Here is a 14,848-nt window from a genome sequence, read left to right on the forward strand (position 1 = left end):
AGGGGATAATAATGATGAATATAAAAATTAAAGAATCATATTCTAATAATGAACATCCGATTGTAATCGGTTGTCCAAGTCATTTAAATCAAATGCACAATTTTGATGAAATTGATCAAATTTTAGGCGGACAACTTGAAAATTTAAAAAAACAACAAATTATTAGTAGCGAACTTGGTAAAATCACTAGTACAGCGATTATCGTAAATGGACAAGTCGTTAAATTAATTGCTGTAGGGTTAAGTAACTTAAAAGAAATTAAAGAAAATGACTATCAAGTTGTGTACGGAAACTTAAGCAGATATTTACAAAGTAATAGAATTGAAGAAGTACATTTGTTAGATGATACGTTTGTATCACAAAATGTATCTCATCAAGAACGTGCTTATCGTTTTGGTTGGTTATTCACACAAGCTACATTTGTATTTGATACGTATAAATCAAACAAATCAGCAAATGTTAATACAGTCATTAATTATGTTACAACGACAACTGAAGATGTTACGACATTTATTAATCAAGGTGAAATTTTAGGGGAAAGTGTTAATTTAGCGAGAACTTATTCACAAACACCTCCGAATATTTTAACGCCAGATTATTTCGCAAATCAAATTGAACAACATTTTAAAGATTCACAAGTAAAAGTCACGATTAAAAATGAAGATGAAATTAGAGAAGAAGGTATTGGTTTATTAGATGCAGTTGGTAAAGGTTCTATAAACCCACCACGTTTAGTCGTGCTTGAATATAAAGGATCAACTCAAGATCCAATCGCACTTGTAGGTAAAGGTGTAACATACGATTCAGGTGGTTACCAAATTAAATCTAAAACAGGTATGCCAACGATGAAATATGACATGAGTGGTGCAAGTAATGTAGTAGGTATGATGCATGCTATCAATCAATTACAATTACCAATTCATGTAGTGGCCGTATTACCATTAGCTGAAAATATGATTTCAAGCAATGCAATGAAACCAGATGATGTATATACTGCATTAAGTGGAGAAACAGTTGAAATAACAAATACGGATGCTGAAGGAAGATTAGTATTAGGTGATGCTGTTTCATTCGTTAAACAATATAAGCCAGAGCTTATTATGAACTTTGCGACATTAACAGGAGCAGTTGTTGCAGCATTAGGTTTAGGGAAAACGGGGATATTCTCAAGCGATGCTGATCAATACATTGATGATGTGAAACAAGCTGCAAAATATTCAAATGAAGTAAGTTTTGAATTACCAATAACAGATGAAGAGAAACAAGATATTAAATCTTCAGAAGTTGCAGATTTAACTAACTGTATTTTAAATAAAAACGGTAAAGCTTTATTTGCAGCAGCATTTGTAACGCATTTTAGTGATGAAATACCACACTTACACTTTGATATTGCAGGTTCAGGGGAAACAGAAAAGGATTCATTCAAAGGTCCAAAAGGTGCGACAGGTGCTATGATACCAACAGTACTACATTTCTTAAAAAATAAATAAAATCAAACATATAAAAAGCGGGATAAAAAATCTATGTACTATGATAGGTTTGAATCCCGCTTTAATTATGACGAAATTTGATTCAGAATATTCGGACTAATTCTTGAAATGTTGACATGCTATTTCTCAACTGATATGATAAGTTCATTATTTCACTTTATCGTGGTAGAGAACTAAAGAATGGAGAGGGTCTTTTTGGAAATAAATGCAGTATTAGTAGCTGTTATTGTGATGATTATACTTTGTTTAATGCGTTTAAATGTTGTACTAAGTATATTCATTGGTGCATTAACAGGTGGTTTATTAAGTGGAATGTCTGTTGATAAAGTCATTTCCACATTTGGTAAAACAATCGTTGATGGTTCAGAAGTTGCATTATCTTATGCATTATTAGGAGGATTTGCAGCACTGATTTCATATAGTGGTATAACTGACTACATTGTAGGAAAAATCATTACATCAATGAAAAAAGAAAATTCACAGAAAAGTAGAGTAAAAATAAAAATATTATTAGTGGCTGTATTACTTGTCATATCAGTACTCAGTCAAAATATTATACCTGTCCATATCGCATTTATACCTATTCTTATACCACCATTATTAAGCTTATTTAATGAACTACAAATGGATAGAAGATTAATTGCTACAGTTATTGGATTCGGACTATGTTTCCCTTATATTTTATTCCCATACGGTTATGGTCACATATTCCAATCTATTATCTTTGATGCATTTGGAAAAGCAAACGTAGATATAGAATTCAATAGTATTTGGAAAGCGATGTTAATTCCATCAATGGGTTATGTATTCGGATTAATTGTTGCAATTATTATGTATTGGAAACCTAGAACATATAAAACAATTAAAGTGGAAGAAGACGAAGAAATGAAAACATTAAAGCCATATCCATTAATTGTGACTGGCTTAGCGATTTTAGGAACATTCGTTGTTCAAACATTAACGGAATCTATGATTTTTGGTGCATTAGCAGGGATTTTAATATTCTTCTTCTCAGGATTATATAACTGGAGAGACTTAGATGCTAAATTAGTTGAAGGTATTCAAATCATGGCATACATTGGTGTTGTGATTTTAACAGCAAACGGATTTGCAGGTGTGATGAGTGCCACAAATGAAGTAGGTTCACTAGTTGAAAGTCTAGCATCAATTACAGGAGATAATAAAGCATTCAGTATTATAATGATGTATGCTATTGGTCTTGTTGTAACACTAGGCATAGGATCATCATTTGCGACAATCCCGATTATTGCTAGTTTATTTATTCCATTTGGACAAGAAATTGGACTTAGCACAATGGCATTAATAGCTGTTATCGGAACAGCAGGTGCGTTAGGTGATTCAGGAAGCCCTGCAAGTGATTCAACTTTAGGACCAACAGCTGGTTTAAATGTTGATGGTGAACACGATCATATTAGAGATACATGTATACCGAACTTCTTAATATATAATATCCCGCTAATTATTTTTGGATTTATTGCAGCAATGGTATTATAGTATGATTAAGGGGGATTAATCATATGGATTTAATAGAGAACTTTGGAATAGAAACAATCGAATCAAGTCATGGTTATATAGAAATGACGATGCCAGTAACGGATAAAGTTAAACAACCATTCGGATTCTTACATGGCGGTGCAACAATAGCATTAGCAGAAACAGCAGCATCTATGGGAGCACATTACGCTTCAAGTGAAGATGAAATACCATTAGGATTAGAAATCAACGCAAACCATATAAAGTCAACTCGATCAGGTACAGTACGTGCAATAGGTCAAGCCCTTCATATCGGAAGAACAACTCAAGTATGGGACGTCAAAGTTACGAACGAACAAGACGAACTCATCTCCGTTATACGCGCAACAATTGCTATCAAAAAGAAAAGATAAACAAATAAGAGCATGGGATTAACTGTCCCATGCTCTTATTATTTATTTTGCATCTTTTAAATCATCACGTATTGTTCTTTCACTAGGTCTAACGCCCATATAGTAAGCACTTCTTGAAACTAAGTGACCTGCTAATGGTCCTGTTATGAATATAAAGATAATACCTAGTAGTAATTGAACATTGAAATGTCCTTCTTTTGCGATAAAGTATATCAATACACCTAACAAGATAAGCATAACGCCTAATGTAGAAGCTTTTCCTGAGGCGTGTGCGCGAGAAAAGACATCTGGTAATCTTAGAATACCTAACGCTGCGAAAAAGCTAAAGCAAGCTCCAATGACCATCATAAAAATTGAGATACTAATAAGAATCGTTTCTATCATTTTCAATGATCTCTCCTTTATCCATAAATTTCGCAAATGCAGCAGTACCTAAGAATGCTAATATACCTATTAATAAAAGTATAACGAATAAATATCTAGTATTAGTTAATACTGAGAATAAAGCTATGATGGCCATTAATGTAATACCCAATGCATCGAGCGCAATGACTCTATCAGCAAGAGTAGGGCCAATAATAACACGAATCAGCATACCAATCATAGAGAGTGCAACGATGATAATCGCGATAATAACGAATATATTTGTCATCGTATGCTCACCTCCTTGATAGCTTTTTCAAATGAATCTTTAATCGCACTCACTTCAGAATCGATATCTGAAAAATCAATTGAATGAATATAGAGTGTTTTTTTGTCATCTGAAATTGCTACGACGATTGTACCTGGTGTTAAAGTGATTAATTGTGATAATAAACTAATTTCCCAATCTTTATCTAAATCTGTAGGATAAGCGAAAAATGCAGGCTTATTATGGATTTCTTTTTGTATGACTATTCGAATAACATCTATATTCGCTAAAATTAATTCTTTCATGAATATAACTGCTAAAATTAGTGATTTCCAAACAGGACGTAAGTATAAATGTTTGCCTGGAAGAAGCGGTAAGGCTACTAAGACGAACAATATACCAAATAGATAACCAAATACAAATGCACCAAATGTATACGTATCTGAAAGCATCATCCATAATGCAGCTAAAAGAACATTTATGAGTACTTGTATCGCCATTAATAATCGCCTCCTAACGCATTAACATAAGTCTCTGGGTTATAGAATGGTAATGCAGCTTTTTCCACTAATGGATATAAGTAGTCTGCACCAAGACCAAATAGAATGGCTACAATTGTAATGGCAACTGATGCGATCATTAATTTATTAATTGGTAGTTTAGGGTTATAAATATAACCTTTTTCTTCACCCCAAAATGCCATTAAGAAAATACGCATTACAGAATAGAGCACACATAAACTTGATAAAAGAACGATAATACCACTTATGTAATAACCATTTTCAAATGTAGACATTACGATGATATATTTACCATAGAAACCACTTAATGGTGGTATACCTGCTAACGAAAGGGCAGCTATAAAGTAAATCCAACCAAGAACTGGATAGTGATTGATTAATCCACTGAACCTTCTTAAATCAGGTGTACCAGTTATTTTAATAATGACACCAATTAATAAGAATAAAGCAGCTTTGATAATCATGTCATGTAACAAGTAGTATATACTTCCCATCATGCCATTTTTATCCATCATAGCAGCACCGATTAGGATAACGCCAATCGCGATCATAATGTTATAGATGATAATCTTTTTAACATCGTAATAAGCGATAGCACCGATACAACCCATGATGATTGTTAAAATTGCTAGAACAATTAATGTTTGCGTAATAAATTCACTATTTGTTGAATAGAATAAGCTAAATGTACGCATAATTGCATATGCACCGACTTTAGTTAATAAAGCACCGAATAGCGCGATAATTGGAATTGGTGGTGCATAATAAGCGCCAGGTAACCAGAAATACAGTGGAAACATACCTGCTTTAGTCGCAAATACAAATAGAAACATAATAAATGTAATCACAACGATATTTAAATCTGTTCCTGAAAGTTCAGCGAATTTAACATGTAAATCTCCCATATTTAATGTACCAGTAATTGAGTAAAGCATACCGACACCTAATACAAAGAATGCAGATGTTAATACATTAACGAGTATATATTTAATACTTTCTTGTAGTTGGATTTTAGTACCACCAATAACAAGTAATAAATATGATGACATTAAAAATACTTCGAAAAATACGAATAAGTTAAATAAGTCACCAGTCATAAATGCGCCGTTAACACCTGTCACCATCATTGAAACACCAAAGTAATAAAAATATCTTTCACGATGGAGACCAATTGATTGGTGAGAGTATATGAGTACGATAAGCGTAATCAATAAACTTACAGTTACGAGTAATGCACTTAACATATCCACGTATATAACAATGCTGTATGGAACTGGCCAGCTACCTAAATTTAAAGTTTGTGTTCCATTCATATATATGTGGTAGAGGTTGTATAAACTCACTAAAAATGCTAACGAGAAACCTGTTAATACTACTTTACGTTTAACATAAGGTCTGTGACCGACAAAAATTAACGTAACGGCCGTTAAAAACGTAATGACAAGAGGTACAATAATCAAATTACTCATCTTTCGGTACCTCCTTCATCTCTTCTAAATTATCTGTTCCTAATTCTTTATAACTTCTAAAAGCTAATACTAAGAAGAATGCTGTAACAGCGAAAGCTATTACGATGGCAGTTAAGATCAATGCTTGTGGTAATGGGTCAACATAGTTCTTAATACCTTCTTCTTCAATTGGTAAGGCACCTTTTTTCAATCCACCCATTGTCAGTAACATTAAATGTACGCCATGGGATAGTAATGTAGTACCAATAATTATCCTAATTAAACTTTTAGAGAGAACTAGGTACACTGATACGGATATAATAATACCTGCAACGAAAATCATTAATATTTCCATTATTCATTCTCTCCAATCGCTAATATGATAGTAATGGCAGTACCCACAACAGCTAGTAATACACCTAAATCAAATAGCATTGCTGTATGCCAATGAACTTCACCAAAGATAGGAAGATGGAATTCTCCAAATTTATGTGTGAAAAATGTTTTGTTGTATGTCCAACTTAAAATTGGTGTTAGAACACAGAAGAACAAACCAGTTGCTGTTACTAATTTAAAGTCAAATGGGAACATTTTCTTTAATGTTTTAGTGTCAAATGCTATACCGATAATAATGACTGCAGATGAAAGTAATAATCCACCTACGAAACCGCCACCCGGTGTATAGTGTCCACCAAAGAAAATAGAAACAGCATACATCATAATAATTAGGAAAATGATAATGGCATTAAACTGAAAGAATACATCATTCGATTGTTTCTTCATGTTCTTCACCTCCATCTTTACCTTTGTCTCTTAATTTAACTAATGTGTAAATACCTAAGCCAGCAATACCTAAAACAGCTGACTCGAATAATGTATCGAATCCACGGAAGTCTACAAGAATAACGTTTACCATGTTTTTCCCAGCGGCTAGATCGTATACATTATCTATATAATATTGAGAAATAGAATCAAAATGTCTATTTCCATATGAAATTAATCCGATTGTTACAACACCAATACCGACACAAATCGAAATAATTAAGTTACCAATTTTAAAGTTTCTATTTTCATCATGTCTACTCATTTTAGGTAAATGGTAGAAACATAGTAAGAATAGGGCAGTTGAAATTGTTTCAATTGATAATTGTGTCAGTGCTAAGTCTGGTGCACCGAAGAATACAAAGAATAAAGCAACTGAATAACCAACTGCAGCTAACATAATGATGCTAAATAGTCTTGATTTAGCTAATACGATACAGAATGTACTCACTAAAATTAATCCCATTAAAATCACTTCATATGGTCTGATTTCGCTTATATTATCGAATGCAACACTTACAGGATGTGTAAATAACGTAAGTGCAGTCATAATGATAAAGAATGCGAAAATATACATTAAGTATGATCTGATAAATCCAGTCATATAACTTTGCGTGATTTTGTTTGAAATATAAGAACTTAATTGAATACCTCTGTCGTAATAATAATTAAACGTTAAGTATTCAGGTTGAATACTGTAAATATTGAACCATTTTTCTACTGATTTAAATAATATAAAACCAATAATAAATACGATTAATGTACCTATTAAAGCAGGTGTTATACCGTGCCAATGAGATATATGAACATCAGGCGCATCAGCGAATGGTGCAATTGCTCTTACTGCTGGTGCAATAATACTGTTGCTTAATATATTTGGGAATAAACCAAATAACACAACTAAGAATGTCAAAATACCTGTCGGCAATAACATAAGTAATGGCGCTTCATGTGGTTTCTTAGGTAATGCTTCAGGTTTGTAATCTCCAAAGAATATTTCATGTACATATTTAAATGAATATACAAACGTAAAGATACTACCAACAATCGCAACGATAGGTAGTAAGTACCCAAGTGTTGATAAACCAAATACATCAGCTTGATGACTATCAAACATTGCTGTTAAGAACATTTCTTTAGATAAGAAACCATTAAATGGTGGAACACCCGCCATACTTAATGCAGTAATAATTGTGAATGTACAAGAAATTGGCATGATGGTCATTAAACCGCCCAATTTCTTAATGTCTCTTGTACCAACTTCATGATCGATTGTTCCCGTAATCATGAATAACGCACCTTTAAATGTTGCGTGGTTAATTAAATGGAATACTGCAGCGATAATACTAGCTAAGAATAATTGACTTTCTTCACCAGAATAATGATAACTGACAGCACCGATTCCAAGCATGGACATAATCATACCGAGCTGTGAAACTGTTGAGAATGCTAAAATACCTTTTAAATCTTGTTGTTTAACAGCATTAAATGATGCCCAGAACAATGTGATTAATCCGACAGCAGTTACCGCCCAAACAAATCCAGCACTTGCTGCAAAAATTGGCGTTGTACGAGCAACTAAATATATACCTGCTTTAACCATTGTTGCTGAGTGCAAATACGCACTGACTGGTGTAGGTGCTTCCATTGCATCTGGTAACCAAATGTGAAATGGAAATTGTGCAGATTTAGTCATAGCACCAATTAAAATTAAAATCATTGCAAAAATAAAGTAAGGTGAACTTTGAATTTCAGCGGCATTTTGTACTAAAGAGGTAATACTCCATGAATTACCTGCAATTGCGATACAAATAAATCCACCTAGTAACATTAAGCCACCGAACACTGTAATTAATAATGACTTTTGTGCGCCGTATATTGACGATTGTTTATGGCGCCAATAAGCGATAAGTAAGAAACTTGAAATAGATGTTAATTCCCAGAATAGGTAAAGCATTAATAGGTTATCTGATAATACAACACCTAACATAGCTCCCATAAACATAAGTAAATAACAATAAAAATTACCGAGTGATTCATTTTTACTTAAATATGTAATGGAATATAAAACAACGAGCGCACCAATCCCTGTAATTAAAGATGCGAATAATAAACTTAGTCCGTCTAAATGAACGGAGAAGTTCATACCTAATCTAGGCATGAAATCCCATATTACAATGAATGGTTTATCCGAATCTGGAACATTTATGTATGACATAAAATAACTAAATATAATAATCGGAATAGGTAGTACAAACCATCCTAGATGTATACCTTTATAAAATCTGTATAAAATTGGTATTATGATTGCAAAAATTAAAGGTAACAAAATCATAATATGCATCAAACTCATTTAATAACCTCCTTCCAAAAATCTTATAAATATTATTATACACAATAAAGTTAATGCTTGAAAATACTATCAAGTCAATCTTTCAGAATTTTTAGGTTATTTTTAAATATGAAGAAACACGTTAAAAATTTATTAAAATTTTTTTAGTTTTGCTAAAAATTCGCCTTGTATTGACGTGAATAATCTATTTTTAATTGTTCAATACACTTTAAAGCTTGTTCACTATAAGCATTATTTCTTTTAATCATTTTTTCTTCAAGTTCAGCTAATGATGTTTTTAATGAATCAATATAGTTCGGAACATCGTGCGGATAGTCTTTTAAAAACTGTGCAGTTGTATGTCTTTTTTCGAATTGACTTAAAGCTTTTCTTTCATGGAAAAAGACATTTTCAACTTCATTTGGACTATGTAAATCTCCTTGTCTAGGATGTTTGAGAACAGCTAATACTTTAATGAGAAACTGGTCTCCTTTTTCTTCAACTATTTCTACGACATATTGACCTGTTTTGTGTGGAAATTGATAATACATGTTGATATCCCCTTTCTAAAAAATTATGTTATGATATCACTATTGTAATTATTTTAACATGAATGGAGAATATTAAATGACAAACTATCCTCAATTAACAACTGAAATATTAGAAGGTGAAAGAGTTGTAGAAATTAAAACAACTAAAGGAAACATGACATTCAAGTTATTTCCTGAATTAGCACCTAAAACTGTTGAAAACTTCATCGGTTTAGCTGAGAAAAAATACTATGATGGCATTATTTTCCATAGAGTTATCAATGACTTCATGGTTCAAGGTGGAGACCCAACTGGTACAGGTATGGGTGGCGAAAGTATTTATGGAAGTGCTTTTGAAGATGAATTCTCATTACAAGCATTTAACTTATACGGTGCGTTATCTATGGCTAATGCTGGACCAAACACAAATGGTTCACAATTTTTCATTGTACAAATGAAAGAAGTACCTGCAAATATGTTATCTCAACTTAAAGACGGTGGTTGGCCTGAAGAAATCGTTGATCGTTATGCAGAAAAAGGTGGTACACCTTGGTTAGACCAAAAACACTCAGTATTTGGTCAAATTGTTGAAGGTGAATCAGTTCTTGAAGAAATCGCAAATGTTAAAGTTGGCGCTAACGATAAACCAGTTGAAGACGTAGTAATTGAAACAATTGAAATTATAAAATAAATCGACATTCAATTGTCATAAAAAAATCAATGCATTCGACTCAATCTTTGGTATAATTTAGTTGCTAAGGGAGTGGTCGGCTTATGATGGAATTTCTTTATTTTCCAGATAATAAATTAGAATATATTCCTGCTGTTGCTACGTTGATATTATTTATGATTTTGGCGTATATCGTATTTATGATGTTCCGTAAAAAATCTAAAAAAGACGAAGAAAAAATGAAATCATTTGAAAAACAAGTAATGGATCATTTAGAGCAAGAGGAGAAAAAGAACAATAAGAAGTAAATAAAGCATTCCAAACGAATACTATATATAGGAAGAGACTGAGACATATGTATGTCGAAGTCTCTTTTTTATATTTTGAGTTAAGGGGTGGGCGCTAACGATCAAGAAACGAAAACAAGATCGTTAGCGCAGAAAAAAATCAAAAAATGAGATAAAACGAGGCGCTAACGATCAAGAAACGAAAACAAGATCATTAGAAATTCTAACGCTCAAGAAATCAAAACAAGATCGTTAGCGCAGAAAAAAATCCAAAAACAGAGATAAGACGAGGCGCTAACGATCAAGACTCAAAAACAAGATCGTTAGAAATTCTAACGCTCAAGAAACAGAAACAAGATCGTTAGCGCAGAAAAAAATCAAAAAACAGAGATAAAACGAGTCGCTAACGATCAAGACTCAAAAACAAGATCGTTAGCGCCCAACATATCTCATATCTCATAAAATCCCCATACAAATCCTACAACAAATAAAGAATCTTTAATCTATTTTCTCCATAGAATACTTATTTCTTAATCTAATAATAAATTCATGAATTTATAGATGATTTATATTTATGCATAATATTTTCAGAATTATATATCAAATTAATGGTTTAATAAAAATAACTATGCTATGATGAAATAGTTAATAACTTCAAGTACAAGGGGTTTTCTAAAAGTGAGAAAACAATATAAAGTTGGTCAGTTTGTAAAGGTAAAAGTGACTGGCATTCAGCCATATGGCGCCTTTGTTGAAACCCCTGATCATGTGGAAGGTCTCATTCATATTTCTGAAGTGATGAATGATTACGTGCACAACCTTAATCAATTTCTTAATGTTGGCCAGATAGTAAAAGCTAAAATAATTAAAGTTGAAGCGGATGGCAAGTTGAATTTATCACTTAAAGATAATGAATATTTCAAAAGACAAGAACGTAAGAAAGAAAAGCGCTCAGTTCTAGATGAAATTAGAGAGACAGAAAAATACGGGTTTCAACCTTTAGAAGAAAGGTTGCCTAAGTGGATTAAACAATCAAATAAACATTTTGAAGACGAATAAATGATCTATCGTCTTTACAAGCTGGATATCTTACATGATAATCCGGCTTTTTTTATACGAAAAATCACTTCATTGAATGAACATTTAAACGGCTTTTTGAATATTTATTTGAAGTAAATTTACAACTTATTTTTATTGTAAAAATTCAGAAAAAAATAGCTTGAAGTAATCTATAAAAGTGTGTCATTATAGGGATGTAAGGGGTTTCTTAATACCCCGTATAAACATAGGGAGGTTTACTTTAATGATTCCATACAAACACGAACCATTTACTGATTTTACGAAAGAGGAGAATAAGGCTGCATACTTAGAAGGTCTTAAAACAGTTGAAGGATATTTAGGAAAAGAGTATCCAATTATTGTTGGAGGAGAACGTATTTTTACAGAAGATAAAACACGTTCATATAACCCTTCAAATATTGAAGAAACAGTAGGATTAGTTTCTAAAGCAAGCAAAGAACATGCTGAAAAAGCAATGGAAGCTGCTAAAGAAGCCTTTAAAACATGGAGAGATACTGATCCAAGTGTCCGTGCTGACGTTTTATTCAGAGCAGCAGCAATTACGAGACGTCGTAAACACGAATTCTCAGCTTTACTTTCTAAAGAAGGTGGTAAACCATGGAAAGAAGCAGATGCAGATACTGCTGAAGCAATCGACTTTATGGAATACTATGCACGTCAAATGCTTGAATTAAAAGACGGTAAAAAAGTAGAAAGTCGTCCAGGAGAATATAATAAATATAATTATTTACCAGTTGGTGTAAGTGTTGTTATTTCACCATGGAACTTCGCATTTGCAATCATGGCTGGTACAACTGTAGCACCAGTGGTGACAGGAAACACAGTGTTATTGAAACCATCATCTAAAACACCAGTTATCGCTTATAAATTTATGGAAGTTTTAGAAGAAGCAGGTTTACCAAAAGGGGTGGTAAACTACATTCCAGGTTCATCAAGTGAAATCGGTGATTATTTAATTGATCATAAAGATACAAGTCTTATTTCATTCACTGGTTCTCGTGATGTAGGTGTTTCTATTTACGAAAGAGCTGCAAAAGTTCAAAAAGGCCAAACTCACCTTAAACGCGTTATTGCTGAAATGGGTGGTAAAGATACAATTATCGTTGATTCAGAAGGCGACTTAGATTTAGCAGCTGATTCAATCGTACAATCAGCATTTGGATTCTCAGGTCAAAAATGTTCAGCATGTTCACGTGTTATTGCAGTTGAAGATATTTATGATGAATTATTAGACAAAGTAGTTGAACGTACAGAAAAATTAACTGTCGGTGATTCAACTGATCAAGCTAATTATATGGGTCCAGTAATTGACGAAAACTCATTAAACAAAATTAAAAAATATATCGAAATCGGTAAAAAAGAAGGCCGTATTGTAGCAGGTGGTACAACTGACGAAGAAAAAGGACATTTCGTTAACCCAACTGTAATTGCTGATTTAAAACATGACGACAGAGTAATGCAAGAAGAAATCTTCGGACCAGTTGTTGGTTTCAGCAAAGCAAAAGATTTTGATCAAGCAATTGAATTTGCAAATGATACAGAATACGGTTTAACAGGTGGCGTTATTACAAATAACCGCTCTAAATTAGAACAAGCACGTAGAGACTTTATGGTAGGTAACTTATACTTCAATAGAGGATGTACAGGTGCAATTGTAGGTTACCAACCATTTGGTGGCTTTAAAATGTCAGGTACAGATTCTAAAGCAGGTGGACCAGATTACTTAGTACTTCACTTACAAGGACGTACTACTTCAGAAATGTTATAATATTGTTGAAATAATAAAAATACAGTAGGGCGTATACATGCTCTACTGTTTTAATGGGAGGAGATTTAATATGACAAAGTCACAAGAAATCATTGAACAAACAAATACATTTGGTGCGCCGAACTATTTGCCATTACCAATTGTAATTTCAGAAGCGGAAGGTATTTGGGTTAAAGATCCAGAGGGCAATCGCTATTTAGATATGTTATCTGCTTATTCTGCAGTTAACCAAGGTCATCGTCATCCGAAAATTATCCAAGCATTAAAAGATCAAGCAGATCGTGTAACACTTACTTCACGTGCATTCCACAGTGACCAATTAGGTCCTTGGTATGAAAAAATTTGTAAACTTGCAAATAAAGAAATGGTATTACCAATGAACACAGGTGCAGAAGCTGTTGAAACGGCTATTAAAGCTGCAAGACGTTGGGCTTATGATGTGAAAGGCGTAGAAGATAACAAAGCAGAAATCATTGCGATGAATGGTAACTTCCATGGTCGTACAATGGCTGCAGTTTCACTTTCTTCAGAAAAAGAATACCAAAGAGGTTACGGTCCATTATTAGGTGGATTCAAACTTGTTGATTTCGGTGATATCGAACAAATTAAATCTGCTATTACACCAAATACAGCAGCCGTATTAATTGAACCTATTCAAGGTGAAGCTGGTATTAATGTACCTGAAGACGGTTATTTAAAACAAATTAGAGAAGTTTGTGATGAAAACAATGTATTATTCATTGCAGATGAAATTCAAGCTGGTCTTGGTAGAACAGGTAAATTATTCGCAACAGATTGGGATAATGTTCAACCAGATATGTATATCTTAGGTAAAGCATTAGGTGGAGGCGTATTCCCAATTTCATGTATCGTTGGTAATAAAGAAATTCTAGAAGTATTTAACCCAGGTTCACATGGGTCTACTTTTGGTGGTAACCCTCTAGCATGTGCAGTATCTGTTGCAGCATTAGATGTACTAATTGATGAAAAATTATCTGAACGTTCTTTAGAATTAGGAACTTATTTCAAAGAAGAATTACAAAAAATTGATCATCCATCAATCAAAGAAGTAAGAGGTAAAGGTTTATTCATCGGTATCGAACTAACTGAAGATGCAAGACCATATTGTGAAAAATTAAAAGAATTAGGTCTGTTATGTAAAGAAACACACGATACAGTTATTCGTTTTGCACCACCACTTATTATCGAAAAAGAAGATTTAGATTGGGCACTTGATCAAGTTAAGTCTGTTTTTAAATAAAAAATCTGATAACGTTTACAAAAAAACGTTTAAGACCTTTTAAAAATAATCAATTATGTTACAATTATTTAGAGATTAAAAGTATTTAAAAAAGAGGCGAA

16 protein-coding genes are annotated in these 14,848 nt (G+C 32.8%); 8 read left to right on the plus strand and 8 right to left on the minus strand.

The genetic code is table 11. The annotated features are described in order from the left end of the window. The first annotated feature begins 14 nt into the window (after positions 1–14). From LQ673_RS01160 to LQ673_RS01170, 3 genes are all read left to right on the plus strand, one after another. The gene (locus LQ673_RS01160) at positions 15–1,490 is read left to right on the plus strand and encodes a M17 family metallopeptidase (protein WP_191835821.1); all 1,476 of its coding nucleotides are present in this window, start codon (positions 15–17) and stop codon (positions 1,488–1,490) included. Between the two features lie 180 nt (positions 1,491–1,670). After that, positions 1,671–3,005 (plus strand): Na+/H+ antiporter family protein, encoded by a 1,335-nt coding sequence (locus tag LQ673_RS01165; RefSeq protein WP_037588847.1) that lies wholly within the window; start codon positions 1,671–1,673, stop codon positions 3,003–3,005. A 23-nt stretch (positions 3,006–3,028) separates the two neighbouring features. Beyond that, positions 3,029–3,397, plus strand: a complete 369-nt coding sequence (locus LQ673_RS01170) for a PaaI family thioesterase (protein WP_191835728.1) — start codon at positions 3,029–3,031, stop codon at positions 3,395–3,397. A 42-nt stretch (positions 3,398–3,439) separates the two neighbouring features. On the opposite strand, the gene mnhG is transcribed toward LQ673_RS01170, so the two are convergent. The 8 genes from mnhG to kapB all read right to left on the minus strand — a co-directional run bounded on the left by mnhG (position 3,440) and on the right by kapB (position 9,702). Beyond that, entirely contained in the window at positions 3,440–3,781 is a 342-nt protein-coding gene (mnhG, locus tag LQ673_RS01175) for a monovalent cation/H(+) antiporter subunit G (protein WP_025904690.1), read from the minus strand. Then, positions 3,759–4,049, minus strand: coding sequence for a Na(+)/H(+) antiporter subunit F1 (locus LQ673_RS01180; protein ID WP_025904691.1), 291 nt, complete (start codon positions 4,047–4,049; stop codon positions 3,759–3,761). Before LQ673_RS01180 ends, mnhG begins: the two co-directional genes overlap by 23 nt. Then, the gene (locus tag LQ673_RS01185) at positions 4,046–4,528 is read right to left on the minus strand and encodes a Na+/H+ antiporter subunit E (protein ID WP_025904692.1); all 483 of its coding nucleotides are present in this window, start codon (positions 4,526–4,528) and stop codon (positions 4,046–4,048) included. Before LQ673_RS01185 ends, LQ673_RS01180 begins: the two co-directional genes overlap by 4 nt. Then, positions 4,528–6,018, minus strand: coding sequence for a Na+/H+ antiporter subunit D (locus LQ673_RS01190; protein ID WP_107565326.1), 1,491 nt, complete (start codon positions 6,016–6,018; stop codon positions 4,528–4,530). Before LQ673_RS01190 ends, LQ673_RS01185 begins: the two co-directional genes overlap by 1 nt. After that, a complete protein-coding gene (locus LQ673_RS01195) occupies positions 6,011–6,352 on the minus strand; it encodes a Na(+)/H(+) antiporter subunit C (protein ID WP_025904694.1) in 342 nt (113 codons plus the stop codon). Before LQ673_RS01195 ends, LQ673_RS01190 begins: the two co-directional genes overlap by 8 nt. Continuing rightward, on the minus strand, positions 6,352–6,780 hold the full coding sequence (locus LQ673_RS01200; protein WP_025904695.1) for a Na(+)/H(+) antiporter subunit B: 429 nt from the start codon (positions 6,778–6,780) through the stop codon (positions 6,352–6,354). Before LQ673_RS01200 ends, LQ673_RS01195 begins: the two co-directional genes overlap by 1 nt. Continuing rightward, a complete protein-coding gene (locus LQ673_RS01205) occupies positions 6,761–9,172 on the minus strand; it encodes a Na+/H+ antiporter subunit A (RefSeq protein ID WP_191835729.1) in 2,412 nt (803 codons plus the stop codon). The genes LQ673_RS01200 and LQ673_RS01205 overlap by 20 nt, the downstream gene beginning before the upstream one ends. Before the next feature lie 152 nt (positions 9,173–9,324). Next, a complete protein-coding gene (gene kapB / locus LQ673_RS01210; protein WP_239744988.1) occupies positions 9,325–9,702 on the minus strand; it encodes a kinase-associated lipoprotein B in 378 nt (125 codons plus the stop codon). A gap of 76 nt (positions 9,703–9,778) precedes the next feature. On the opposite strand from kapB, the gene LQ673_RS01215 reads away from it, so the two are divergent. From LQ673_RS01215 to LQ673_RS01235, 5 genes are all read left to right on the plus strand, one after another. Beyond that, complete coding sequence (locus tag LQ673_RS01215) at positions 9,779–10,372, plus strand: peptidylprolyl isomerase (RefSeq protein WP_025904698.1); 594 nt, start codon at positions 9,779–9,781, stop codon at positions 10,370–10,372. Between the two features lie 83 nt (positions 10,373–10,455). Next, entirely contained in the window at positions 10,456–10,659 is a 204-nt protein-coding gene (locus tag LQ673_RS01220; protein ID WP_025904699.1) for a hypothetical protein, read from the plus strand. 657 nt (positions 10,660–11,316) lie between these two features. Further along, a complete protein-coding gene (gene ygs / locus LQ673_RS01225) occupies positions 11,317–11,697 on the plus strand; it encodes a S1 domain-containing post-transcriptional regulator Ygs (protein ID WP_025904700.1) in 381 nt (126 codons plus the stop codon). 244 nt (positions 11,698–11,941) lie between these two features. Next, a complete protein-coding gene (gene pruA / locus LQ673_RS01230; protein WP_058591479.1) occupies positions 11,942–13,486 on the plus strand; it encodes an L-glutamate gamma-semialdehyde dehydrogenase in 1,545 nt (514 codons plus the stop codon). Between the two features lie 70 nt (positions 13,487–13,556). Beyond that, positions 13,557–14,747: an ornithine--oxo-acid transaminase gene (locus LQ673_RS01235; protein WP_025904702.1), complete on the plus strand. Its 1,191-nt coding sequence runs from the start codon at positions 13,557–13,559 to the stop codon at positions 14,745–14,747. Positions 14,748–14,848: the final 101 nt, after the last annotated feature.

The organism is Mammaliicoccus sp. O-M54 (assembly GCF_022386035.1).
In the GTDB taxonomy this organism is placed as follows: Bacteria; Bacillota; Bacilli; order Staphylococcales; family Staphylococcaceae; genus Mammaliicoccus; species Mammaliicoccus sciuri_A.